We start from the raw sequence: 26,087 nt of genomic DNA on the forward strand, positions 1-26,087 counted from the left end.
CAGCAGTCGGTGGCCGAGTAGTCCCATAGTGGAGCTAAGAATCCACAACTACGGTGAGTAGTACCTCCTCCACTGTTTGAGGAATGGTGATTTCAAGTTCCGCTAGCGATATCATGCCTCGGGCTCCGCAACTCACAGTTTCGGAGGATGCCTTACTCGGAGACAATACCGGACTGAATGTGGGTCTTACTCACCGTTTCTGAAGTTAATCGGGACGGATTCACCGAGAGGGTCGCTTATTTGTGAGAAAACCGGCTGATTCGACCGACCTGAGAAAGTGTTTCCACTCGAAATCAGCGGTCTCGACGCGACGGCAGCTGGTTAGTCAGGTGGAATCAACGCTGAGGCGAGGAGTTCGACACACTCACCCACGGTCAACACGGGCGCGTACTCGATCTCACCGTCGACGCCAGCTTTCAACAAGAAGTCGGTAAGTCGCCAGATGTTGTAGAGCAACACCGCGAACACGAGGATCCAATCTCAGGCCACATTTCTAACTATCTATTGGTTCCATCAGTTTGTGTTTTTATAAAGTAAGCAACAAAACATCCTCCGAGGTTGTGGAGCCTTGCTATTCGATCCGCATATTCATGTACCCGCCTTTAACTACTTCCTCGAACCGTTGGGACTCAACGACTGCTTCGAGCTCAGTTTCGGTTCTCAAAACCTTCTCTGCCGCAATTTCTGTTTGTGACGGCCAATCTGGGGTTCCAGCATCAGGAACTGAGACAAGACGAATAACGTACGGAATATCCCCGTCACGAACGAATGCCTTGGCTTGACGGTACTCGTTTGTTGTGAGCCGGAAATTAAACCGCGGGGTGGTTCCGTTCACGGCTTTGACCTCGACGGGAACGAACTGGAGGCCAAAATCATCGGTCCCCTCGTCATCAGAAAGCGGTCCAAGGGGATCGATGACGTCGAATCCAGGCCCCCGTTCCATTGTGACATTTACGAGTCGAACAAGCGGAAATTCAACAAATGAGTCCTCATCTACTTCTGCTCGCCAGTTGCTTATCGTACTGTGATTCAACGCTTCTGAGTCTCCCAAGAGTGGGAGGAGATCAGACGACCAAACGTTCTCGACGTGCCACTTGTATGACCGCTCCTGCTGATCAGAATGTAACCGTTTGAACCGGGAGCGGAACTGGCGAATGTCTCCACCAGGATGCTCGTCAAGCCACGTAGCGATTCGATCGAGGACACCAGCCATAACGTACGCTTCTGCTTGCTGGCCACGCCCGCGATACTGTGTACTCCCACCGCCGCTGCCGCCACCAGTCGAGACGGAGAGAGAACTATCAGTACCAGCTACCTCAACGCCTTCAGGAACTATGGAGCCATCAGAACTCCCGCCCGCGATTTCGCCATCAGTATCGATCGCTGTTGCGAGATCTGCAAACGCTCGCTCTTGATGGTCCTTAGCCCCTCGATCAGTTTCCGATTCCGGAATCGTCCCCTCCTCAACGTAGGTGGTAACGAGACTGTCCCAGTCGAATTCGACTTCCGGTAGTTCACTGTCGATGTCCTCGCAGAGGGATTCAAGGAGAGTCTGAATTCGGTCGTTGATGCTGACGTGCGCAACGAACGGCAGGCAACCGAGCGTTGTCGCATACGATTCGGGGACTGAATCCGACCATTCGGGAGACGCAGATGAGTGGAGTTCGCGGAGTCGCTCGCTCCAAGTGTTGAGTTCAGTGAGTTCTGCGGGATCGGTCTGTTCCCAGAGTTCGGCGACGGTTCGAAGGCGCACGTACGCTTGTCTGGCATCGCTATTGAACGGCGGTCGGTCGAGTGTCCCGCGGTGAGCATCGAGCCAATTGATGACAACAGCTACGGTTGCTTCATCAACGTCCTGTGCTTCCAATTCGCGAACCCAATAGGTAGCCGTCTCGGAGAAGAGGCCCGCGGCGATGAACTGCAACTTGTCCGGAAGTGTTGCGTGGACACCGTCGATCCATTCTCGGATCGTCGGAGCGAGGTCTGTGAGGTCGTGGTCAACATTGGCGTCAGGATTCGGTTGTTCGCCCGTTGCGCACCACTCCCGGATGAAGCCGATCGTATCGGAGTCTGCATCTTCGAGTGCATCGAGAAGCGGACCAGCATCAACTGGAGTACGATCGAGCCGACCTAGCAGATCGTTGAGTGCCCTGACATCGCGTTCAAACGACTGAAGCGCGTTCGATCCGAGCACCTGTTTGACCGCCTCGATTGGGAACGTCCGCTTCTTCCAGCGTGATTCGAGTTCATCGACCTCGACGTCGCTGCGCAGTGCCTCCCGGAAGGTAGCAACTTTCGTCGGTCGTTCGACAAGCAGGGCGATCCCCATCGAAAGCCCTTGCAACGAGAGTGAATCACTGGCTTCGGCGGCGTTCAGGAGGAGGGCCTCATTGCCGTCGTCAGTCCTATAGAGTGCAGATGCGGGATCTGACAGTTGTCGAAGCACATCGTCGGGGAACGCTTCTACGACAGCGATATTTGCTGCAGCAGTTGCGAGATTTTCTGCGGTATCTACGATTTCTTCCTCATCGGATCGTTCCGTCGAAGCAACGAGAAGATCCTGCCGTTCCGTCAAGGCCTGTTGGAACTCGGCGACGCGGCCGGTGTGCTGTTCAGTTACGACGCTAAGTCATCATCCTCCAGATCGAGTACGAGCTTCGATGCCTGGAGTTGGTCAACTCCGAGTGCTGTCGCCAGCCGAACGAACGGCCCACTTCTCGGTCGAGGAAGAATATAGTAGTCGTTTTCTTCGGCAGTCTGCAGTTCCCACGGTTTGGGAGACTGATCCTGATAGTAGCGGATCTGATCTGTATTTTCCTGAATCCACTCGATAGATGCCGTCAGCCACTGGTCGCTGTCACGCAGCGGGAGGTGCGTCAAGGCACCCCAGTCCAGTTCATCGCGTTGATCCGCTGGATCGTCTGGGAACTCTCGAACTAACGGTTGTAAGAGTTGAGTATACGCTTGATTCCAGTCGTTGATGCGTTCACCTGGAATCCAGAGACGGGCTGGACCATCCTCCGGCAGTGGTCCATCGACGAGAACAGATTGCAACTGCTGTAGCCGCCTCGTCGCACCGGTTGGCCCGAGGTCGCTCACAGGTTGAACGTCAAGCGTTTCGAGCACCTCTTCGGAGAATCCGCTATCCGCCTCAACGTGTGGAAACATCCGAGCAGCCTGTGCGCCACGGCTACTTTCTTTCCGGACAGCGAAGCGAAGCTGCGAGGTATACTCAACCCACCGTTCGGCGAGCTCATCGTCGACATCAACAACAGGACCCCAGATATCGAGACTACGAAGCTGCCAGTTCAACAGACTCGGAACTGACGAGGTCCACGAGCGTCGCTTGTGGCCGTTGTTACACGACCAGCCGGTCTGCAAGAGCGTCGAAACGAATGCATCACCGTGTCGGCGGAGAACCTCTCGAACCGCATGAGCGCGCTGAGAAAGACGTTCAGCGTCATCTATCCAGACCCACGAGGCCAGGTTTACTTGAGAGAGTTCACCATCTGTCTTGACGTTACATTTCGGGGAATGATCGGCACTAACCTGCGGATGATGCTCTACACCGGTGAGAAGTGATACATAGTCTGCGTTCTCCGAGAGAGTCGTCTGTAATCTCTGGACGATATCAGGCACAGAATCGATGAAATCGTCACTACCCCACTCTGTCGGGTTCCAATGGTGGTCCCGACGCATCGAAGGGTGGTCGTCGCCGTACATCCAGAGAACGCTGACGCCCGGCAACGAACCCGTACCAAGGAGAGATAAAGCGCGGACGAAATCAGCGTCCGAAACGTCCCGCTTGATCTGATCACGAAAGGTCGCCCATGTCTCTGTGTCCGGGGACGGCCACGTCGGGGCAGGATACTGATCTGCAGGGACGTCAGTCCAATCCGCGGGCACCTCGGCGTCATCGTCTGCCTGTTCTTCTTCATCGGATCTGAGTGCTCGCTCGCGAACTGACTGCCACTCATCCGAGAGAACGGTTTCTGCAATCGGTTGCGGCTGCGTTCGATGCAGTTGGAGATCACAGGTGCGAAGCTGTACCCGTCGACGGAGATTCGCTCGCTGAACGCCTTCCTGTTGTGTGATCGCGGTTTCGAGGTATGAGAGCGGGAAGAACTCGCCCTCCCCCATTTGTAGGTCGTCCGATTCGGCTCCGATACGATCAACAAGCGCAGTTAGAAACGCGAAATCGATTGGTTCGACTGTTTCGTGTCGCCCATCAGCGAACGTGTCGAGGAGCGAGCGGACAAAGCTCGGAATGCCTTCATACGCACGAAGCCCCCAGACTCGGCCTGCCGTACTCAGAACGTGATGAACCGTGGCGTCCTCCTGAATAACGTCATCGAGGAAATAGACCGTCATATTAGAGGTTCGCGGTGGCGTCGGCGGGCGCTCGATATCACGAGTGGTCGATTCGATATCCCAGATCACCGACCGAACGCGACGCTGTGTATGCTGCCCACCTGTCGGAGTTTGACGTCGTTCGATTGTGACGAGCGCAAGTTCTTCATCAGGATCGACCTCGCGAATTCGACACGGTAAGAGATAGATGCCGTCGAATCTATCGCCAAGGTCAGTGAGTGTCTCATCAAGGAATTCATCGCCTTCCGTTGCAGCTGCCAGCAGAGTTACCGTGCCTCGAAGGAGGGTTCTGGCAGCAGTCGCGGGAACGATCTGGGCCGGCGGATCGTCATCTTGCATCGCAAGCCCGGTTGCGAGTTGTTCAACCCACTCCTCGAGTAGTGCCTTCGAGGCAGTCTGCCCGTCCTCTATCGCGAGAAGCATTTGAATACGCTCGCGCCACATTGAAGGGATTTCGAGGACAGCGGTCAGTGCTTTCTGAGTGAGTAGCGGTGATGACTCTGGAGAGGTCTCTACTGAGCGCTCTAGGTGGTCGACAAGCGTTCGGTATGCGAGCTGGCCTTCGAGGACAGAGCTATCCCAGTGGAGCAGCGTATTTTCTGGTTGCCGTGGCCCATCAACGGTTGGGATACATTCGGTCGCCCCAAGTCGTTCGAACAGTTCAAGGCGGAACCAGTCGAACAGTTCGTCGTTCGACGTTGGTTCCGATATTTCGTCGACATCTGGAATGGACGGTAAAAGACACCACGGAAGATGCGAGCTATAACTGGGCGCATCCTGGTCGGTTGCAGCAATAGCAACTTCCTCACCAACTAACTCAATGAGATCCAGCCCCTCCTGAAGCACGCTCCAGTTCGCCGCCAAGTTGTTCGAACTGAGGTCCTTACGGTTCGTTTCGACTCGGAAGCGACCGTGAAGACAGAACGGAAGCTCGACCGCGCTCGTTCCTTCGATCGGATAGAATAGATAGAGAGGGTACGAGGCAGTTGGGACTGAGCCACCGTCTGCAGCCTTGTTCACGAGTAATGTAGTATGGTGTTGACGTGCGTTCGTGAATTGGAATTGATCGAAGCGATGGGTGGTTTCGGTATCGTCCGGCGACTGTATACGGACATCAACTTCGCTGTGTGCGAGACCCGGGGTCGCGACATTCGGGCTTGAATCGCGTTGGATCTCCCACCGTTCTTTGCGCACGGTATCGCTGCCGCCATCAGTGGCACGCTCAAGCGTGAGTTCCTCAATACCACCGAGTTGAACGAGCGTTTCGGGCTGGAGCCCATCTTCGCTTGCTGTCGCAGAGAGATACTCCCAAATCCGTTGTGGCCGATCTTCAATCGATCCAGTATCTTCCTCCTCGGGGATCGAAGCGCCGATATCGGATAGTTGTGAGCGCCACTCAAAATCCTCGTACCGGATGAACACTGCAGTACGGAACTGATCCTCGATCGAAGTGCCGGAGGAGCCAGTTAGTAGGTCACGAACACGAGAGCGGACTGGGTCGGAATCTGCCTCCGATCCGTTCATAGCCAACGGAACCGGGAAATTGAACAGCGGGAGTTTGGAGATTGAATCCTGAATCCCGCCTGTAAGCGGAATCGTCTCGTCTGGACTGCTGTTTGTCAGCAATTCCTGTAGAGTCGCATCATCGAGATCGTCGGTAAGATCCAAGATGTTGCTATCCTGGCCTAGCCGATTACGGATAGCAGCGACGAGATATGCTCGACTCAATTGAACAGCAAGGATGTCGTCGGAAGACTGGTCCGGCCGAGTGAAGATCTCGAAAGCGTCACCCGTTGCGAGGATGGATTTCAGGCCGACACCTTTGTGGCCGATAGATTGATCGTTATCTCCCTTTCCGGTCTCGCCGATCATCGTGACGGCATCTTCGACTTGTGGGTCAAAGAGATCGAATCGGCTGCCCGTATTAGCCACTAACACCCCTTCGTCGTAGACGCCAACGTAGACAAGGCCCTGCTCTGCATCCCCTTGCCAGATCGCATCTCGAGCATTCTGAAGTAGCTCGAGGATTTCTCGCCCTTCGTGCCCGCCAGCAATTTTCCTTTCGGCATTACCGATGATTACCTTGTCGCGGAGTGCATTCTGAGCGGCTTCTGCTGTATCTGCTTCTCGAACGTGGGATAGAAAATTGTCCCATCGATCTTGCCATCGGGTTCGCAATTCCTGCTCGGATAATACCGACATTAATAGAAAAGGCAACATAGCGGATTCTTATCAAAGTTCTCAGGACAATCGACGTCGTTACAACTGTTGCACAACCGAGATTACGCTCTAATATGCTTCACCCCATAACAGCAAATCATATGTGTTTCTTCACATACTGATAGCTATGTCGACGTTTTTTACCGACTATGCTGCAGACATTACTTTTCCAAGCAGCCAGTCGGGCAACTCAGCCAAATATCGACAGTGCCAGAAGGGGGCCTATTGGGCGATAAAAGCTCACAAAACAACGAATAGCAACAGTCCTGCGACTATCTCTCTCCCGACTGGAGGCGGCAAGACGGCGGTCATGATGCTTGCCGCGTTCGAATATGAGGTTGACCGGGCCCTCATCATCGTCCCGTCAGACGCACTGCGAAGTCAGGTTGTTGACCGGTTTGACGAGCTCGAAGGACTCAACAAGGCAGATGCGTTTTCTGGCGACACCGACGATCTGGAGGTCCATAGCCATGAGGGACGACCTACTACCGAAGATGACTGGGAATCACACAGGGATGCAGACGTTGTTGTCTCAACACCGAACAGCGTGAGTGAAGTCTATGCGAACGCTGACGAAGACCCGCTCCTATTGCCTCCTGACGGCTTTTTTGATCTCCTCATGGTCGACGAGGCTCATCATACGCCAGCCCCTGGCTGGCGAGAGGTGCTTGAGAGCTTTGAGAACCTTCCGCAACTTCTGTTCACTGCTACGCCGTTTCGCCGTGAAGATCAACCACTTCCGGGTGAATTGATTTACCACTATCCGATTGAAGAAGCCCGTAATGATGGCATCTATCACGAAGTCGGTCTTGACACAGTCACTGGGCCCAATCAGGAAATAGAGGAGGCGGCCAGTACACTCAGATCGTTGCAGGAGTCCAATAAGCGGGCAACACTCTTAGCCCGGACAGACAAAATAAGCAAAGTCAACGAGCTTCTAGACACCTACGAAGATGAGACAGATCTGGAGCTTCGAGCTGTCCATTCAGAAACTGAAAATAATCATGAGACCATCGAACAGCTTCGAGATGGGGCAATCGATGGTGTAGTTGTAGTGAATAAATTCACTGAGGGCCTTGACGTAGCAAATCTTCAGGTAGCGGTTTTTCACGAGTCGCCAAAGTCATTCCCAAAGATGGTCCAAATTATCGGCCGGTTAGCCCGTAAACCGGTTGATGATGCTCCGGCAACAATCATTGCTACCGAAGAGACGGTCCAGAGTGAGAGCATGTCCGAAGCCGTTCGTCAGTTGTATCGTGATGACACAGGGTGGGCAGATATCGCCGACGAATTGATCTCAGAATATCTTTCGCCACAACAATCAGACTCCACTGGGGGTGCACCACCGCTGGATGCCGTGAGCCCAGACAACATTCGCCCGTACAAATCAGTCACTGTATATACACTGGACGATACCGTCTTTGAGCCCTTCGCTGACGACTCAGATTTCGACGTTGGAGAGGCAGATCGTAGCCTCGGATATGTCATCTCGTCACCAGACTCAGTGTGGGGATGTATCACAACGACGCAGGAATCACCGACATGGGGGACCGATACGATTCTACAGAGCAAGACATATAATTTACATCTCTACTGTGCTCCTGATAACAGCGATCTCCTGTTTGAGTACACCTCCGATTCCCGCCGGGCAAAGAAGATCCGAAGCACGTTGGTACGTGACCAAACGACAATATCACAGATCGAAGGGGAACGGCTCTCCAGGGCGATGCAGTCGCTCTCAGCACCGAAATTTAGAGCTGCGGGCATGAACAATGTACTGGTCCCATCAGGGACGCAACCGGAACATAAGCTTCTGACAGGCAATGATGTACAGGGGGCAGTATATCACTCTGACTCCCGACGGTACACGCATGGACATATCTTCGCGTCATTTGAGTCCGACACCGAAGCCCCTGATAGCGACAGCGATGAGAGTGAGTCCACATCGTCGACCAGTAATACGCGGGGAATTAGTAACACAACAGGCTCAATCTGGTCAAATTCAAAGGGCGATCTTTCCTCGTTCGAAAGGTGGTGTGTGACACTAGCAAAGAAACTGACTGCAGACCGTGAACCAACAATTCAGCACTTCGGAACACTCAATCAAGGGACTACAGTGGATGTTTTCAGTTCAGAGCCATTTTCTGCGGTACCATTCCCAGCACTGCTTACAAAAAAAGTAGAGCTCCAAGAACCAAGCACAGGCGATTGGAATGAGATTAATTTAGCTATTGAAATAGACGATTCGGTAGATACTCCGACGTCGTCGGTTGATGTGTGCGTTTCCGCTGAGCCGGTGAATTCCTCTATCCAGTGCACGTATGACATCGCCACGAACCAGTGGTCTGGAGAGATTACTGACTATCAGTTTCGCCTCCCCGATGTCCGGACTCACTCTTCGCTTCCAGGGGATGAATTCTTGCGTAAGTATCCTCCCAGATTCCATGTCGATGCTAGTACAGCCGTGATGGGAGGTGCCGAATACGCTGCAGAGACCACTCTCGATGAGTTCGATCCATCGTCACTCATTATGTCTCTCCAGCCGGACTGGTCAGACTATATCAACGAGAAAGCCACCGAGAAGCCACCTTGGTGGGACCACATCTCCGATCTGGATTATAATCTCTCAGCTGTCTGGGATCTGACCCCGACAAAAACGGTTTTCCCCGCGATGGTTGAGATACTCACATCGGAATACGGAGGGGGAGAGTATGTGCTGTTTTGTGGGGACATGGGAGATGAGATTGCAGATTTCATTGACTTCAAGAGAGATGATAAGGAAATAACCTTCTATCACTGTAAGCGATCGAAGTCAGCCGGTGTTAGAGTGAATTACTTCAAAGATATTTATCACCAGACGCTCCGTTCGCTTCGCTACACATACAATCGTGAACTCGTCGATCAGATCCATAACGAACACGAACGGGACATTGGTTCACATATCATTCACGGCAAGGATACTTTTGAGGATATTAAATCCGATTTTGTGGCGTCCGAGTGGGACTATACTATTTGCGGTGTCCATCCAGGTCTCAAACTCAATTTTGACCCGGAAGAGAACAATGAAAATGTTGGACGTTTACTCAGTGAGTGTACCGAACAAGTTGAGCGATACGATGTTGATTTTGCGATGATTGGTGCTGGTGATAGCTGGGATTGAATGTTTGTTTCCTATCCAAACGTATCACCATACGCCAATTCTAGCGGAAGTCAAGATGCCCGATCTTCGGGAGTCATCTCTTATTCAAAGGGAGTTAACCAGCGTTGAATGGTTTCTGTCGCCATCTTTTCATTTAGAACACTTACATCAAGTGACAACCGTTGTTTAGACTCAGAGGAGGCATACATCGACACTAGCGGATCTGACTGACCGGATTCGTTCACTTCGATCTCGATTCCTGATTCGCTCAACCAACCATCAAACCGAACTAATTCTCCGATATCCTCCCCGCGCTGATTCTGGCGTAGCACATCCAGAAGGTACTCGAATAACTCCTGCTGTGGGAGCGGTATCACGACGGACGGATACCATTCGAGCACTTTCGGGTCGAAAGAGATCAGTACCTCGTCGTCATCAGTATACATCGCCTGGACAGTATCTTCTGGAGGATCTGTCGGGACTGGCGGATTAGCATCGTCCGGGACCGACATACGGTAGAGTTTCTTGTACGGCGCATCTTCGTCGTCGGTCAGCTGTCGATCCAGCATTTCGAATCGCCATCCCTGATCCCGCAGGACTTGGCTCTGAGTGAAGAGCCGCTTTACGACGTCTGGAGTTACCATCGGCTCGAAGCGGCGATCGGGGTACCCGACCAATTCGATATCTGGGTGAGCTGTCGTCCAACCATCGAGTTTCGACGACTCGATTATCTCCGCTTCAGTTGTTTCCTTGCCATCCTCTGCGAGACCGACACGTCTCGATAGTTCTGCTGCTTCGGCAGCGCGACTTTCGGCCGTGTTGGCGATGTCTTCGCTGTCCTGATCCGACTCACCCATCGCGACTCGTTCAACGTCCCCCTCTAATCCTTCCAATATCGGACGGAGCGGTCCGACGGCCTGCTCGAATAGGTTGATTCGTTCACGAAGCCGGTCGTAGATGTCCTCTTCGACGGTATCAGCGTAGACGTAGTTCCAGATGAGTACGTCGTCGTTCACCTGCCCGATGCGGTCGATCCGGCCGATTCGCTGTTCGACCCGCATCGGGTTCCACGGCAGGTCGTAGTTGATCATCGCATCGCAAGTCTGCAGGTTGAGTCCCTCGCTAGCGGAATCAGTACAGATGAGAACCGAGAGATCTCCATTCGGATCGGTGAACTCTCGTTTGACCCGCTCTTTGCTCGTTCCTCGCCACTCACCGGTGTCTTCCTCGTATATTTCTCCGCCCCGGCCGGAGTAGGTCCCGACCGCAGGATGGCTGAGACATACCTTGTTCTTGATCGCGTCAAGCGTGTCCGTATACTGCGTGAAGATGATGACTGTGTCTCGTGCCAAACCGCTCAGCGTTTGCAGATCCTGGACCAACTGTTCGAGCTTCGGATCCTCGGGGACGTCGTATAGCTGGGCGATGAAATCCTCGAGTTCGCTCAGTTCGTACTGTCGGATGCGCTCGCCGGCGTCCCCGGTCGCCCCGATTTCGTCGACCGACACGTCGTACTCACGATCGAGCACCTCTTCTCGATCGGCGAGTGCGCCCGTTCGCAGGTCACTGTCCGAGATTCCGGAGACATCACGCAATTCCGATTTGAGGTTCTCTCGACGTCGCTGAAGGGACTGTTCGATGGCATGCAGGCTGCTCGTCAGTCGCTGGCGATATGTCGTCATCACGAAGCCGACAGCGGTCTGCTCTTTCCCTTCAAGAAGCTGCTTGGAGCGGTTGTAGACGTCGGAGATGTACGTCTCGACGCGGTCGTACAACGGTTCTGCGTCGCCGAGTTCGACCTCTCGGACCTCGATCTCTCGGCGTGGTACGCGCTGGTCGAGCCGACCAGTTTCCGCGAACTTTCGTAGCGTCTCCCGGGTGTTGCGGAACACGCGAGACTGAACAGGTGTCGTCTGACTACCGAGCTCGAGCAAAAACCGCAGGCTTTCACCGGAGAGTTGCGAGAACCGATCTTCCCAGTCGCGTGCGCCGAGCCGACCGACGCCAAGGACGCGCTTGAGCCGACGGCGTTCGCTCAGCGACAGCCCGGTTTCGTCAATCGCCTCCTCTACTCGATCTGCGACGTCGTCGTGTTTCCGGACGAACGCCTGAATCATCCCTGCCCACGTCCGAAGAGTGAGCATCCCTTCGTAGGGTTCGACGTTCCACTTGGACGAGAGACCTGGGAGGAGTACTTCGACAGTTTTGGAGTCAGACCCGGCTATCTCGTCCAGTAGCTCAGGGAGATCTTGTTGGACATCGAAGTAGGTCTCGAAGTTCTCACGATCGTTCCAGCCTTCGGGGAGCTCACAGAGCCGAAGAAGGTCGTACAGCTCTGTGATTTCCAGCTGCATCGGTGTCGCCGTGAGAACGTACATACTCGTGGTATCCTTCCGGAGGTCCGTGAGCAGGTCGTAGAGATTCGTCCCCTTACGTCCGTGATGGGCTTCGTCTACGAGTGTGAGATCCCAGTCGGCATCGACCGCTCCTTGACCCGGAGTGAGAGCGCCGCTCTCGCTGTCGCTGCCTCTGTGGACTGTCGGGGAGAACAGCTCCATATTGCCCTCACGCGCGCCGTGTGCCACGAGGCCAAGACGACCGTCGGGCCGTCCCGCTCGGAGACGAACTCACCAATGTGTGAGTTCTCCCAGTCGTCTGCCGGGTCATACTCGGATAGTGCGTGTTCTCTCCCGTACGCATCTCGAAGGATGCGCTGAGCACCGGCATAATCGTACGAGTGCGTATTGATATTGAACTTCTCCAGTAGCTCTTCTTGCCACTGCGGCTGGACGGTCGCGGGGACGAGCAAGAGCGCGTCACGTACTTCTCCGATGGTGAGCAGTCGAGAGATCGTCAGCCCTGCCTCGATAGTCTTCCCGAGTCCGACTTCGTCACAGAACAGGAGGCTTTCGGGGTAGATGCTTGCCGCCGTATCGGCGGCAACGCGCTGGTGAGGCCACGGCGAGATTGAGCTAATATCCTCAGCCATATGCAGCGCACCGGGGAGACGGCCGTAGTCGGAGACGATCTGTGCGACTGCCGCTTCCGAGGCCTGTGGGTCCTTCGTGTTCTGGAGGCGTTCGACATGCTCCTGCAGTTCCTCGTCGGATTCGGGTTGCCAATCGAGGATGTCCTGTTCGATCGCCTCGTCGATGTCCGTGACTTCGACGTCTTCGTGCTCCTCTTTCCAAAGGCGCTCGAAGGTCTCGATGTCCTCTTCGACGTACTCCCCCTCGACGTCGTCCCACGATCGATGGACTTTGAACCGCTCGTAGTTGCGGTACCAGGCGTTGTACGTCTCGTTGATGCTACCCTCGAATGAGATGCTGTAGCCGTCGGCGTCGGTCGCGATACCGAGCTTCGGATGGAAGATCCCGCCGTTGGTACTGTTTCGAGGTTCACCGATCTTCAGCTGAAGCCGTCCCTCGTCCATCATCTGCGCGATGAGCGCGAGACGGGACTCGCCTTCCTCTGAGAGGGGACTATCCGTGAGCTGGTTTGTTCTCCCGACCGAGTTTCTTCGAGGCGATGATCCGGATTTCACCGTCCGTCTCGAACGCGGATTCAATCCCTTGGAGGGCGTCAGCGAGGTTCTGGAGGCTCAGGTAGCCAGCGAGACGATCGTACTGAACCGCTTCCGAGAGCATCGGCTGGTAGAACGCGCCGACCAGAGTCTCTTCACCCCGGAAGTTGCTCTCGTACACTCGTTTCCAGTGATGATCTCGGAAAGACATGGTCAGATGAGGAGTTAGAAGTCTTGGAGAGTAGTTCGGGTCTGTTCGTCTTCGGACTCCCTACTCAAGAAGTCCGTATCGATGTCTAGCAACTGGCCGGTCTCACCAGATGCGAGATTGACAAGCAACTCGTAGTCAGGATGATCCTGTGGAACGACTTGGAGCAGGCTTTTCACCGTCTTCGTGAACCAGGAGGCATTCTGTAGATCGCGTTCCTTCAGCCAGTTCCAAGCAAAGTCGCCGCCCTTGGTCTCAAGCACGTTTAGAGCTGCGTGGACGGCATCGATGTTGTAATCGAACGACGTATCTCGTGGATTTACTGGGTAAGCCTGTTCGCGTCGTTTTTCACCAGCTTCGAGTGCAGTGTAATCTCTGACACGATAGTCCTGTCCCTTCAAAACAAGGGTATCCCCGCTTTTACCCCAGATTTTGGTATCCTGCTTTATTTCATCGATCTGAACACCTACCCCGATACCGAGTTGTCTCGCTTCGTCATAGGGTATGTTTTCAGATTCATATACAAGCCAGGAGAGAATATACCAGCGACTTAGCGAGTCCACTTCATCTAGACTGTCTTCCAACTCCCTCTCAATAAGAACCTCCGTGACGGCTCGTCTTGCTTCCTCTAATGCCTGCTTTGGTCGAACGGGGTTGTCATGAATATCTACGACAGGATACTCTTCAGTAAATACCCGGAGAGTGGGACCGAACGCGCCTATAATGACGTCTGTCTTAGTCAAATTAAGATCTGAGTCTAAAAGATCCGTAGCTTTCTGCCTTGCCGCCTCGAAGGTTTGCTCTTGAATATCGCTCCATAGCGTTGGCGGTGTATCCTCTTGAGTAGGATTGACCGGTTTGCGGCAAGTGAGAAGTAGTGACGTGTCTGCAGACGATTGTCCCTGTACACCAATACGGCTGGGGCTTTCACTGGAAATCGTGTGTGTCGCCGTAATGGTGAAGTCCGATTCCATGATAGACATTGTTAATGAATCCCACGCTCCGATTTCTTTATCCGTAAAGTAAATGGTGATAACTCCACCGGGCTCTAGAACGCGGTGTGCTTCAGTAAAGATTGACCGCATCTTGTTTTCGTAGTGTTCCCGTGCAGAAGCCCCATTAGAGGAGTCGGAATCCTGGTCAACTAATGCTGGATTTTCAACGGCCTCATCATCTTTGTTCGTTTCTTGAGGACCGAATGCCTCTGGGAATACACTTCCAAGGTATTCACGTAGCCAGACGTAGAACGCATCGGAGATCTCTGAGTAGACGATATTATCTCCATAGGGTGGATCAATCACCACTGCCTGCAGTTCTGAGTCATCAATAGGTAGGTCAGAAGCATCTCCCCGATATATTGTAGCTGGTTCATCGACATGAGAGACATACTGAGCAGTCTCTTCATAGCTACCAATAATGTTCTCCGCTTCCGACTCGTAGCTATATGTCCCCACCATTTGATTGCTCTCAGCAAAATGATATTTAAATGAGAAGTTATTATCTCCAAGCATATCACTGGGAGAGCCATAGTCCGGTGACATCGGGTTCAATCTTGAATTACGGCTAACTAGTTTCACCGGAATAAAGGATAATAAAATCAAGATGAGTTCTGCCTTTGACTCCTCGTATTCTGACTGAATTTCGGGAGATACCTCCTCAAATGCTTCCAAATAAGCAGCGTGCGTGAGTAGTTGGCGAGGGCTATAGACGTCTCTCCATTGTTCTACTCCGTAGGGAACAGCCCGGTCATAGTATCCCTCGAATCGTTCTACAGTGAGAAGTGTGGATAGCCGGAGGTCAGAGTCGATTTTTTTCTTCAGCTTTCTCAACCGCTTCAACGTCTTCTTCAATTGGAGAATGGTACTTAGTCCCTCCAATCTCCTCTTCATATCTTACTCCACAAACCTCGAATTCAAAGCTGCCATTCTTGAATATCTCGACTAAATCTGAACGTTCTGTTACGACACCACAATGGGGACATTCTGCATCTCCACCGCTTACAGTCCCTTGATTCGGATCATAGCTCTCTCTGGTGTCAACCTTGGACGGGTCAATAACTTCGAATGTTAACTCTCCCTCAGTGAATTTAGGGTAGACTGCAGCATTTCGACGACGGTTGAAATACCAGCGATTTGAAATAGGAATCCGACTACCGCACGAGGGGCAGGAGATGCTATAGGCCCGGTAGTAGTGGCTTGGGGAGATGCCATTTCTATCAGGGAAGTAATCTTCTAACTCATTACGGACATAATCTTCAATCTCATCCATCCAATATTGAATATCAGATTCAACAGAGCCGACCTCTGGAGCATATTCCAGAATTACTTTATTTATTAGCCAAGCAACGGGATTAAGTTCGTTTGAGACCGTTGGGAGGCCATAGCGGAGCGATTCGAGAGGGATTGTACCGCCGCCAGCAGTCGGATCAATTACCGTCGGCAGATCTCCATTCCACTGAGATCGTAATTGATCGTGGAGTTCTTCTAATTCTGAAGCGGGGGGAACATTTCTGTGTGGATATTCATATCCAAAATGCTCCTCAATTGATCCGCTTCGGTTATTTTTTGAAGCAAACTTTTCCAAGACATAATCCGTGATATCTCTATTTACGTTCCTTCTCGGGCCAATGCACATCAGATCCAGTAATTCATCATTAGACACATCCTGCGGGAGGACAGAGCTAAGGATTGCTAACCGGGTAGCAGCGGTAGGCCGTCGAGCAAACCACTTGAAAATATTTCTATGTGGAGACATGGTCTCCGGGTTCGATTCCTTTAGACTCTCAATACCTACGGTCTTAGTAGGTAGAACGCTTTCTGCTTTTATTGCCTTGTACTCCGAATCGTCTTCTAAATCAGATCTGTCGTTCATTTTCAAATATGTCCTGCTAATAGTTGACGAAGAGCTGTGACGCCGTTCTGACTTGATGGTGATCGACACTTCGCGTGCCAGTAATAACACTCCTCAAGACTCATCCGGTCAAGACTGTCTGCCACAGTCGTGAGTTTCTCGTACTTCCGGAGCTCTTTCAGCGCAAGGAAAGCGATCGTGAGCCGCACGCCATCGCTTTCCGACAGCACTGCAGATCCCTCACCACGAGTGACCGTTGCAGGATCGACGCCTGCGTCAGCCAGTACCGACTTCACGAGTCGGTGAACGGCCTGCTGGCGTTTCCCACGAAGCGTCGTAACTTTCAACGCGCACCACTCGTTCCAGTCCCAACTGTTCGGGGTGCGTTCGGACGGCGACCCGACGTCGACGAAGCTCAGCCGTCCGTCTGCGTCCTCATCGACATCGGGAAGTGCGTCCACGATCGAGATTCGTGAGAGGGTGCGGTTACTGTTTGCCCGCTGGAGGCGCTTCTGCCGGCCGTTCGCGAGATCATCGGGAATGAACTCGTATAGCGTCAATCCGGCATCGTCTCCGAGTCGCCGCGTCAGAGCGAACGTGGGACGACCGCCATGCATACTGCTCCCGTAGGCAAACGACTCCGCTTCCGACTCGATGCTCATTGGGTCACCTCCTCAGGTTCGTCCGTCCGTTCCTTCACCGTGCCGGTGACGACGAGTTCGATATTGTTGATGCCACCGAGTCCTTCGAGTGCTTCCTGAAGGACGCCCAGTGTGTTCTCCCGCGAGTTGTCGTCGAGGGAACCGGCTTCGGTTACGAGCACGGCTTCTCCTTCAGCCTCTCCGCCACGGCTGATAAAGCTCTCCGGGATGTGGTTCGTCCCGAAGTGCTGGGCGAACTCTGCTGCGGTGCCCTCGTAGCCCGCTTCGAAGACGCTGATCGATTCGTCTGCGGATTCCGCGACGTATTCGAACACGACCTTGGTTGCTTCCCCGATCCTATCTAAATCCTTGATCTTGTCACTGATGAACCAGGCCCGCTCCCAGACCTGGTCGCCCTCGAGCTCGATCTCGATGGTGTCGATGACGACATCGATATCGCCGCTGGAGACATCGTGGTTGTCCCGCAGCCGCATCTTCTGCTGGTCGATGTCGCCGTTCACCGCCGAGAACGCGCCCGAAATCGCACTCGGGGAATCCGTACTTGCGGTGAACGACAGCTCCGAGCGCTTCGGTGGTTCGTCGATGGCGGTCCCGCCCAAGTCATCGTCGTCGTCATCCGTCGTCTCGTCATCGTCCTCGATTTCAGTCTCGTTCTCCTCGTCTTCGTCGAGCGCTGGGAACGTGAGATCGTGAGCTTCCAGCAGCGCCTCACTGTCCGCGAAAACGACGTGATCGTCGCTGATCAGTACGTCCGACATCGACAGTGCCGTCGACATCTCTTCCGCGTCGACGAGCGGACGTTCGCCCGTCTCTGTCGATGCCGTATCTTCTTCGGAGCAGTATCCGCGTCCTGAGGTACCATCCCAGAACACGTAGTCGGTCGTATCGCTCGTGGTCACGCTGCGAACCGTCTCTCGAATCGGCTTCGGGTCGAGGAGGATCCGGACGTCGGTGCGCTTGGCGACCAGCTTCCGGATGTCGAGCGTGGTCATCGAATCCGGATCAGATTGCCAGATACGGTTGGTGAACCACGCCGTTCCCAGCGCGCCCTCGTTCCGGGTGATGAGCCGATCGAGGCTGTCAAGGTTCTCGAAGACGACGTCGTGCAGGTCATCGTTTTCGTTGACGGAGTCGATGACCTCATTCTTGAGACCGCCCGTACCGGGGTAGTAGAGGTGTCTGTAAGCTTGCCGGACGGATTCCCCGAGCAGCGCTGACGTCTCTTGCAACCGCTCGTCGAGGTCGTCACGCTGTGCGCTGTTGAGTTCCGTCTCCCAGGCCTGCCCGTTCAGGATTCGCTCCATCGCCTTTACGCGCCTTGCGTGATCGAGTGCGCCTTCGATCTCCTGCTCCCCGGCTGCGAGGAAGACGACGTTGTTTCGATACACTCGCTTCTTCTCGCTTCCCGGTGAGCTTCCGGTCGTCGTCGCAAGCGTCTGGAGCAGTTCCGGCGGTTCATCCTGGTCGCTCGATACCGTCACGGCGCTGAAGCCCATCACGCAGAGCCGAACCGTGTCGTATTCGTCCGGTACTTCGTACGGAGCCTGCGGGTCGTAGATCGTGTCGAACTCTCCACCGCCGAGCGCTCCTCGAATCGTCTGTTCGAGCCTGTTTCTGGCGACACCGTCCTCGATCTGCTGGGCCTCGTTGGTGATGAGCTTCGAGATTTTGGGCTCACCTTTGAACCGGAGCAGTCCGTTCTCGGTCTCGTAAAGGAAGAACGCCTCCGTCTCGGGGCTACTCCCGGTTTCGCTCAGGTTCTTCAGCGCGTCACGGTAATGGTCGAGCTCCACGCTGGGTTCGAGGATCATCTCCCACAACTCTCGCCGCGAGAGCCCACGTCCCCGGTTGCCACCGGAAACAATGCTCTTCCAGAGTATCGTCGTTCCGAGATGCGTGGCGATCGGCGGATGCCCCATCGGCGTCCAGTTCTCGTCCTCGTACTGGCACGCCGCCTTGCCATCGTTCGTGAAGACGTCCGACTTCGATGCCGTCCGGAGGTCCTGCTCGATTTGTCCGAAGAGATCCAGCAGCGTCGACCAGACGTACTCGTCGGAAGGGTGCATATCGAACGCGCGAATGAAGTTCCGACCCTCGTTGGCACTCTGATTGCTCCAGACGTGGTGGACGGCCCTGGAGACGAGCTTGAGCGCACCCCGCGTCCGCTGGAAGTTCGGCAGTGTATCGATCTCTTGAGCGAGCAACTCGATGAGCGTCGGATGGAAGGGATAGGTTCGCTCGAGTTGTTCGTGGAACTCCGCTTTGGTCACGCGGTCTGTGAGATCCGTTTCGTAATCACGGTAGAAAGACTGGTATCCGTCCGCGACCTGTGTTGCTGCGCTCTCGTCGATAGACTTGAAGAGTCGGTGTTTCAGCACTTCGGCTACTTCGTCGTCTTCAGTCGGCGTTACGGAGCGCTCCGTCCGCTCCGAGATAGCGTCGAGATCGTCGATGAGTTCCTGTACCTGCTGGGCTTTGTCTTCGAATGCGGTCGCAGCAACGCTGAGAACGACAGTAACATCGTCGGAGTTCTGTGTCGCGCGCATTAGCGACCACAGGAATGAGTTCGTCTGGTCCGCGAGGGTCGATTCCTCAACTGCAACGGCAGCCGCCTGTTCGAGATACTGGGCAACCTCGTCGATGAGGACGAGTCCAGGGTCATCCAGCAACTCAAATAGTTCCTCAATGTCGGACTCCCCGGGAGCTACACGGTCAGCGTCGTAGTCGCTAAACAGCGCATAGCCATCTGCACCGCCCAGCTGATAGGCGAGTTCCCCCCACATCGTCTGTGTACTGGGGGCGGACGGATCGTCCTTGTTGCACCTCGCGTCCATCGCACTGACGTGCCCCCCCTCGAAGACCGCCGTTTCTACAGTGAGGTCGTCCTGTATGTCAGCAAATGCTGAAGAGATCTCGTCGTCGGTGATGAACTCGGAGAGGTCATCAACTGCGGTCGGCTCGCGAGAGAAGTGGTACGCCGCAATCTGGGAGTGGGTCTTTCCACCACCGAAGACGGTATCGAGTGACAGGAAGCCATTTTCACCGCTGTATTCGTCCGTCTTCTTCCCGACGTATCGTTTCGCCAGAAGGGTGATCAGATCCTGAAGACCGTCCGTTGCGTACGTCTTGGTAAAGAATGTCTCAGGATCTGCGTAGATATCTGGCGCACTATCTGGATTAAAGACGACACCAGAGAGTTTTGCTGCGAATTGGTTTTCCGATAATGTACCCTCCAACACATCGTCGTGTGGGGTACAGGTTTCGAAGAGTGAGGGGACGGAAGTTGCCATATGCTGATGAGTCCTGTCCCTGCTCATGTAATTGTTTGTGTCTCACCTGTATCAACAGGACGATAGTCCGTACTGTCTTTGAGGCAATCAACGCTCCAGAAATACCCTCTGTACCTAATCCACAATCGGGATCGGCTAGCTATTCACGTTCTTCGTCCTCTTCGTCATCATCGTTATCGTCGTCAGCACCGCTAAATGAGTCAAACGTCGCCTGGTCGTCTTCTCGGAGATAATCCTCGACACGCTGTTCCATAACCATCTCCTCGACGCCGAGGATCGCACCCATATGCTCACGTCGGAACTCGTACCGATGCGTTCCTACTACATCACACGCGCCGATGTCCTCCAGGAACTCAAATACGATTCCTAAATCGCCAGGATTCACATTGTGCCGCGGTGCGAAGAAGTCTCGTACTTGTTCTCGTGTTACCTCGATACCGTCTTCATGATCTAGGGCCTGTTCACCCCAGATATCCGTAACCGCCATAGCCAAAACCTCCGGCTCCATTCCCTCAGTAAGCAGAATCTCATCCGGTGGGTTCTCCGGGAGCGTTACACCGGTCCGCAGCGCGGATTGCATCGCTCTATCGTCGTCGAAATCGCCGGCTAGTACCCGAAGGTCGCCGCCGTAATCCTGCGTCATCAATACCGCGTAATCGGTAATCCTGTCGAGAGCCGCTCGAAAATTCTCCGACTCACGACGCGTCTCCTCAATATACTCTTCATCCATATCCTGATAAACGATAAGTGACTCGACAGCAGTCACAGTACCGTCATATTCGGTTTTCTCTCGGACTTGAGCGTTCTCTAATTCCTCCTCAGCGGCTTCGATCGTCACCTCATCGCATTCTTCCATCTGATTGATGTCGCGTTCGTTGATGTGGTGGCCGCTTTTGATTTCACAGAGCGCGCATGTCGAGCCGTCGTACAGAACGAAATCCGGCTGTGCCTTGACTGATCTCCCCTCGGATCGGTCCTCGAAGACGGGGAACATCACAGGGATACGAACCCCCCGTGAGTACAGAGGGGGATCAGCACGAGCCGTGACAGCGGAATAGAATAGATTATAGGTGTTGACCTCGCGTCGTTGCCGTTCACCCGCTGTCAGCGACGTCATATCTATTGAATCGCCACCGGATTTTGTTTCTTCGCGAGGGAGTATGTCGAATCGAGGTTCTCGTAGACCTCGCGGACAAATTCCCGGAGACTCAACGCACTTGTCGTCTCTCGTGCATATAGCACGATATCTGGGGGCTCAAGAGCGACGTCGAAGGTTTCGTCGTGCTCAGTATCGAATACACGAATCTTCGTTCCCCCATCACGGATTCCGTGTCGATACCGATTTCCGTTTAATACGTGCGTTTCGAGCTCGTCGACTAATTCCTCAGTAGCTGCGTCGTCACGGTCTGGTTCAGTAAGTTCAACGGCAGTAAATCCGTCCACTGTGAATCCATTCTCCAATTTGCGTAGCTCTGGAGAGAACTCGACATCGAACCGTGCACGATCAAGTGACTGATACCCTTCCGTGATGCCGAGCAGCGTTTCCACAGCTTTCGGCTCTGACCCATCGCGTACCGACCGCATAGAAATTCGACCGTTATTCGTATTCGCCCCCTGAATAGCAGTACTGGGAGAATTCGTCTGGTCGAAGTCAATCCGCGTTGGCTTTGCATCGAATGCGTCTTCGGCCTTCTCTAAGTCACCAGGTTCCGCACCCGTGAATCGAAGAGTTGCGTCTCTCTCCCTATTCGGGGCGTGGTATTTCGCGGTGAACCCGGAGACTCGAGAATCTCTGATATCGGAGGTAAGATCTTCCAGATCATCGGAGGACAAATAGAGCCGTTCGAGACACGGGAGATAGTCGAGAAAGCGTTCAATAGTCTTATCGCGCCAATCAGAGTGAACAGTCGTGATTACCCAGACGTAGTCACCATCGTCTGTGGTGACGAAGAGGAACTCATCTTCGCGCCCTTTCGCTGGAGTAGTGATGGTAACAATAGATATGTCATCGTCAGCGACGTCTTCTGAGAAGGTGTGCTCGGATGCGAAATTCTCCGCATGGCCAGTAATGCGATCGTCCTCAGTGAGCTGATGTACCCAGTGGTCAACGTCTCCAATCTCGAATCCTTGGTTGTCGCACAAGTATATGTTCAGGTCGGTCTGTCCCCCGCTGCGCGTCGTCTTTTCTTCCATCTCCTCGTCGGTCTTGACGACGTATTCGACGAGTTCGCGCAGAATATCGCGCTTTGATTTGCCTGTGTAATCAGCGGGGTCGAATTCCATACTGGAGTACTCCGTATAGTTCTCTTAGCGTCGGCAACCGTTTTATGCTGTGGTTCTGTTTCAGACGTGGCAGTGTGATTGACAAGAAGATTATCCATGTTTTGCTTACATAACCTACGGAGTCGGCACCCATAGAACCTGCAAGCGTCCCTATCTTTTTGTGATTGGTATGTATTTCTCATATTCGTGCCTATCCGCAGAGCGAAAACTGCAGAATCACTTTACGCGGAAGTCGAAGATTACGACCTGGTCGTCACTCCTGACGCCCCGTTTGCGAGTGCGATCAACCGCCGTCTCGACCGCCCTCACTTCGGAACGTTTGCGACTACCCCGCGTCGTCTCGCAGCTGGCCGACGCGAACAAGCAGAAGACCGCGTCGCCTTTCTCGAGGTTATCGAGCAGACTGACCACGATTGGAAAGCAGTCGCATACGCTATCGGGAATGTCCTCCAGTGCTGGGAACATCAGGGTCGCCTTGACGCCATTCTTGACTACGACGCCTACGTCGACGAGACGACCCGAGAAGTCGTCGAGATAATGCAAAATCTCCGGACAACCTCGAAACGGCTCACCGAACATACAATCGACGATGATCAGTCAGTTGCTGTCGTTGGTTATGAGCAGCTGACCAACCTGGAGCGTAGCATCCTGCCGGAAGCGTTCGATCGTGTCGATCTGTTCACTGACGAGGTGTTCGACTATCCGGAGTTCCACGTCTTCGAGTCGGCAACCGATATCGTCAGTGCGCTTCTCGATACGATTTCGGCGCACAACGCTGAACGTGTCGCGGTCGTCCTCGATAGTGGGAGTCAGTACTCGTCGCTCGTCGAGTCCGCTCTCGAAGCAGCAGACATCCCATTTTACGGTGGCCCAGGATTCATCGATGATCCGCACCACCGAGCGTTCGTTCGACTGCTCCGTGTCGGATTCCGCGGTTCCGAAACGACCGTTGGTGACGTCCAACCGCTGCTCACGCAGATGGACCTCGATATTCCGGTCAACGATCATCAAAAGCGTCTGGAGACGGTCGAAAGCCCGGATATTGAGTGGTTGCAGGAATTCTGCTCCTCCATCGGAGAACGAACGTTTGCGGATGCTCTGGATACATATACGAGTAAAATCGGCATCGAGCTTACCCTCTTCGAGGAGGAATTGCAAACTCTCAGCCTTAGTGATGAACTCCTGACTACCGGGGGCGTTGACCGGCTAGCCTACTACCTCCAGACCTACGAAGTCCCTGTCGACAGGGACAACGAGGGTGTTCTCCTCGCTGATGCGAAGTCCTCTGCCTACGTTGATCGTCCCGTCGTTTTCCATCTCGGAATGGGACAGGACTGGACGCATTCGGCTCCACAGCGACCGTGGGTCGATACTGAGACGCAGTTCGAACGCTACATCGGTAACTTCCAGCGCCTGCTTCAGAGCGGCGACCAGCAGTACTATCTCGTTCAGGACACGGCTGGTGGGGAGCCGATCACGCCTTGCCTCTACTTCGGCGATCTCCTCGATGACGACTTCGAACGGTTCAGTGATCTCGAGTCAGTTGAACATCGACGACGACTGCGATCGAACGGCGTCGGCTTCGATCGCCATCCGCTTGACGTTGAGTCCGAGACAATCGAGACAGTCAGCCAGTCCAGTCTCAACAGCTACGTAAACAGTCCCCGAGACTACCTTTTCGGAAAGCTTCTCGATTCCCCCGAACAGGAACGGTTCGTCGAAGGGACTCTCTTCCACGACTTCGCGGAATTCTATGTGAACCATCCCGATGTTATCGCAGATGTCGATATAACAGAACTCGTCGACGTCATGCTCGGGGAGGCGGAGGCCTTCTTTTCGAGTGCAGACGAGGCGCTTCGTCGGCCTGTCGCCACGCAAGGGGGAGGTGATCGTCAAGCAGTTGCTCAAACGGTGTCAGGGGTGGATGCGCCGGGATCACATCGTTCAACGTCATAGGCTTAGGTTAGCGGTCATGGAAAATAACGGGTGGGAATAAGGCCGATTCTAGCACCGAGAGACTGCCTAGCTGCAGCTAGACCGTCTTTCGAAACTAGCGAGAAGACAGCTAGTCTGATTGGCTCTCAGTATCTAAGTGCGTGCCTCTCCGAGACGCTGATGATGAACGAAGTGTGATTGTTAGATTCGCATCGGCTTGATCGACTGTTAGGAAATGTTGAGCCAGAGGAAATGCCGGAGACGGTTAATGAATTGAAAACAATGCATTCACGGCTGGAGGAACTGCCTCTTGCGCTGTGCCTTCGCCTCGTCGTGGCAATCACCAACTACGAACCGGAGACAATCCGGGGAAGCACGATCATCACGGTGTGAGAAGAGTTCTATGACACCCTCCAAGACGCTAGTAAGATGGTGTATGTTTAACGAGCAGCCGCCCGCCTCTGAGGGGTTTCTCAATTTGTGGCCAACAATGGTCGCTGAGCGATAGGTTGAGGAGATTCTGCCTCGTTAGATGAATTTAATATTACCTGTAGTGTATTATATGCATGGCCGACAAACACCACGAAGTAAAATCGGCCACTGAGAACGCATCAGACTATCAAAAAGAAAGTCAAAACCGTTCAGGTGGGTCTCCGGGGGGAGAGTGGTACGAAGTGACGTTCTCCATCCCGTGGATTGTAAAGAAGGTAGACAGTGGCCAAGATGCGATCAACATCGCAGTCAGTGAGGTCGGAAAAAGAATTACCCCGGCGAAGAACCCTATCAGGGAGATAGATATCAGCGTTCAAAAAATCCGTTGCGCTGACTGTGAAACCTCAACAGATGCCCTGCTGATGGTATCGAAGACAGGCCTGGTTGGGCTCCTTCTCACGATGGAGGCGAAGGGGACAACCTACGAAGAAGCAATAACCGTCGCGAAGCGCGAGATTGGACCAAAACTTCCAGAGATACCTCTGACCGCTGTCCGCGATCAGTCAAAGGCATAAAATCGAATTAGAGAAGAAGTTCGATTTTACAATTCAGTTTCAGATACCCTCAGTAGTCTCCGAGACGGGAGTCTGGACTAGTCCGAATGGAATCGAAATCAATGCTCTCCATTCGTGAGATTTCCTCAAGAACCTCGACGACCACTTCAGTCGCTACTTGTAGCTCGAAATGCTAGGCAGGACCACCGACGGAGCCAGCGGCTTTCTTATGTGCATCTATGATCCCCTGCATATCGAGTTCCATCAGATGATCACGCATTCGCCACTGTACGAGTTTGTCGGCGGCTTTGTCTGCTATACCCATTGTGATAGTCATCGACTGGGGTTCACTTTCTTCCGGCACCAATTCGACGATAAATCTAAATCAAGAGATCGGCTTTACACATCGATGACGGAGGGTGTAGTTGATACATTGGATAGACTACAGTATCATAGGTTATCAAAATCCAGCCGAACTGCGCACTGTTACACTTCGATGACGGGGGGCGGGCAACAAAGATATACATCGCTACCGGTATCAAGGTGAAAAGATTCAGAGTGGAGAATATAGTGGTTAGCACAATTAAGGCTGTTAGATATACATCGACGGAGGTGAATCT

13 protein-coding genes and 2 pseudogenes are annotated in these 26,087 nt (G+C 53.7%); 3 read left to right on the plus strand and 12 right to left on the minus strand.

All coding sequences use genetic code 11. The features are described from left to right. Window positions 1-321: 321 nt before the first annotated feature. The 3 genes and pseudogenes from GJ629_RS17745 to GJ629_RS00080 all read right to left on the minus strand — a co-directional run. Window positions 322-468 (minus strand): annotated as a pseudogene (locus GJ629_RS17745) (transposase); the annotation flags it as partial. 103 nt (window positions 469-571) lie between these two features. Then, window positions 572-2,575 (minus strand): hypothetical protein, encoded by a 2,004-nt coding sequence (locus GJ629_RS00075; protein ID WP_157511181.1) that lies wholly within the window; start codon window positions 2,573-2,575, stop codon window positions 572-574. A 41-nt stretch (window positions 2,576-2,616) separates the two neighbouring features. Continuing rightward, window positions 2,617-6,573 (minus strand): sacsin N-terminal ATP-binding-like domain-containing protein, encoded by a 3,957-nt coding sequence (locus tag GJ629_RS00080; RefSeq protein WP_157511182.1) that lies wholly within the window; start codon window positions 6,571-6,573, stop codon window positions 2,617-2,619. Window positions 6,574-6,718: 145 nt separating this feature from the next. Here GJ629_RS00080 and GJ629_RS00085 point away from each other — a divergent pair, with 145 nt between their 5' ends. Next, window positions 6,719-9,751, plus strand: coding sequence for a DEAD/DEAH box helicase (locus GJ629_RS00085; RefSeq protein WP_157511183.1), 3,033 nt, complete (start codon window positions 6,719-6,721; stop codon window positions 9,749-9,751). An 80-nt stretch (window positions 9,752-9,831) separates the two neighbouring features. Here GJ629_RS00085 and GJ629_RS00090 read toward each other — a convergent pair whose 3' ends face one another. From GJ629_RS00090 to GJ629_RS00120, 9 genes are all read right to left on the minus strand, one after another. Then, entirely contained in the window at window positions 9,832-12,288 is a 2,457-nt protein-coding gene (locus GJ629_RS00090; protein WP_197428323.1) for a helicase-related protein, read from the minus strand. Continuing rightward, the gene (locus GJ629_RS15890; protein ID WP_197428324.1) at window positions 12,183-13,163 is read right to left on the minus strand and encodes an SNF2-related protein; all 981 of its coding nucleotides are present in this window, start codon (window positions 13,161-13,163) and stop codon (window positions 12,183-12,185) included. The genes GJ629_RS00090 and GJ629_RS15890 overlap by 106 nt, the downstream gene beginning before the upstream one ends. 49 nt (window positions 13,164-13,212) lie before the next feature. Beyond that, window positions 13,213-13,434, minus strand: a complete 222-nt coding sequence (locus tag GJ629_RS15895; protein ID WP_197428326.1) for a hypothetical protein — start codon at window positions 13,432-13,434, stop codon at window positions 13,213-13,215. 44 nt (window positions 13,435-13,478) lie between these two features. Then, a complete protein-coding gene (locus GJ629_RS00095) occupies window positions 13,479-15,350 on the minus strand; it encodes a DUF1156 domain-containing protein (RefSeq protein WP_197428328.1) in 1,872 nt (623 codons plus the stop codon). Beyond that, on the minus strand, window positions 15,259-16,332 hold the full coding sequence (locus tag GJ629_RS00100) for a DUF1156 domain-containing protein (protein WP_157511184.1): 1,074 nt from the start codon (window positions 16,330-16,332) through the stop codon (window positions 15,259-15,261). The genes GJ629_RS00095 and GJ629_RS00100 overlap by 92 nt, the downstream gene beginning before the upstream one ends. A gap of 2 nt (window positions 16,333-16,334) precedes the next feature. Then, on the minus strand, window positions 16,335-16,973 hold the full coding sequence (locus GJ629_RS00105) for a hypothetical protein (RefSeq protein ID WP_157511185.1): 639 nt from the start codon (window positions 16,971-16,973) through the stop codon (window positions 16,335-16,337). Beyond that, window positions 16,970-20,263, minus strand: coding sequence for an ATP-binding protein (locus GJ629_RS00110; protein ID WP_157511186.1), 3,294 nt, complete (start codon window positions 20,261-20,263; stop codon window positions 16,970-16,972). The genes GJ629_RS00105 and GJ629_RS00110 overlap by 4 nt, the downstream gene beginning before the upstream one ends. A gap of 139 nt (window positions 20,264-20,402) precedes the next feature. Further along, window positions 20,403-21,260 carry a hypothetical protein gene (locus tag GJ629_RS00115; RefSeq protein ID WP_157511187.1) on the minus strand — a complete coding sequence of 286 codons (858 nt, stop codon included), beginning with the start codon at window positions 21,258-21,260 and terminating at the stop codon, window positions 20,403-20,405. A gap of 122 nt (window positions 21,261-21,382) precedes the next feature. Then, complete coding sequence (locus GJ629_RS00120; RefSeq protein WP_157511188.1) at window positions 21,383-22,546, minus strand: hypothetical protein; 1,164 nt, start codon at window positions 22,544-22,546, stop codon at window positions 21,383-21,385. Window positions 22,547-22,732: 186 nt separating this feature from the next. Between GJ629_RS00120 and GJ629_RS00125 the strand changes: the two are divergent. Together GJ629_RS00125 and GJ629_RS00130 are read left to right on the plus strand one after the other, a co-directional pair. After that, window positions 22,733-24,409 (plus strand): annotated as a pseudogene (locus tag GJ629_RS00125) (hypothetical protein); the annotation flags it as partial. A 638-nt stretch (window positions 24,410-25,047) separates the two neighbouring features. Next, window positions 25,048-25,488 carry a DUF555 domain-containing protein gene (locus GJ629_RS00130; RefSeq protein ID WP_157511189.1) on the plus strand — a complete coding sequence of 147 codons (441 nt, stop codon included), beginning with the start codon at window positions 25,048-25,050 and terminating at the stop codon, window positions 25,486-25,488. Window positions 25,489-26,087 lie beyond the last annotated feature (599 nt).

It is taken from the genome of Halapricum sp. CBA1109, assembly GCF_009741825.1.
Classification (GTDB): domain Archaea; phylum Halobacteriota; class Halobacteria; order Halobacteriales; family Haloarculaceae; genus Halapricum.

Bases quoted from the DNA above. Each gene is read 5' to 3' on its own strand.
- GJ629_RS00080 (WP_157511182.1), bottom strand. From the start codon at position 6,573: ATGTCGGTATTATCCGAGCAGGAATTGCGAACCCGATGGCAAGATCGA.
- GJ629_RS00085 (WP_157511183.1), top strand. From the start codon at position 6,719: ATGTCGACGTTTTTTACCGACTATGCTGCAGACATTACTTTTCCAAGC.
- GJ629_RS00090 (WP_197428323.1), bottom strand. From the start codon at position 12,288: ATGGAGCTGTTCTCCCCGACAGTCCACAGAGGCAGCGACAGCGAGAGC.
- GJ629_RS15890 (WP_197428324.1), bottom strand. From the start codon at position 13,163: ATGGACGAGGGACGGCTTCAGCTGAAGATCGGTGAACCTCGAAACAGT.
- GJ629_RS00095 (WP_197428328.1), bottom strand. From the start codon at position 15,350: ATGAAGAGGAGATTGGAGGGACTAAGTACCATTCTCCAATTGAAGAAG.
- GJ629_RS00100 (WP_157511184.1), bottom strand. From the start codon at position 16,332: ATGAACGACAGATCTGATTTAGAAGACGATTCGGAGTACAAGGCAATA.
- GJ629_RS00105 (WP_157511185.1), bottom strand. From the start codon at position 16,973: ATGAGCATCGAGTCGGAAGCGGAGTCGTTTGCCTACGGGAGCAGTATG.
- GJ629_RS00110 (WP_157511186.1), bottom strand. From the start codon at position 20,263: ATGGCAACTTCCGTCCCCTCACTCTTCGAAACCTGTACCCCACACGAC.
- GJ629_RS00120 (WP_157511188.1), bottom strand. From the start codon at position 22,546: ATGGAATTCGACCCCGCTGATTACACAGGCAAATCAAAGCGCGATATT.
- GJ629_RS00130 (WP_157511189.1), top strand. From the start codon at position 25,048: ATGGCCGACAAACACCACGAAGTAAAATCGGCCACTGAGAACGCATCA.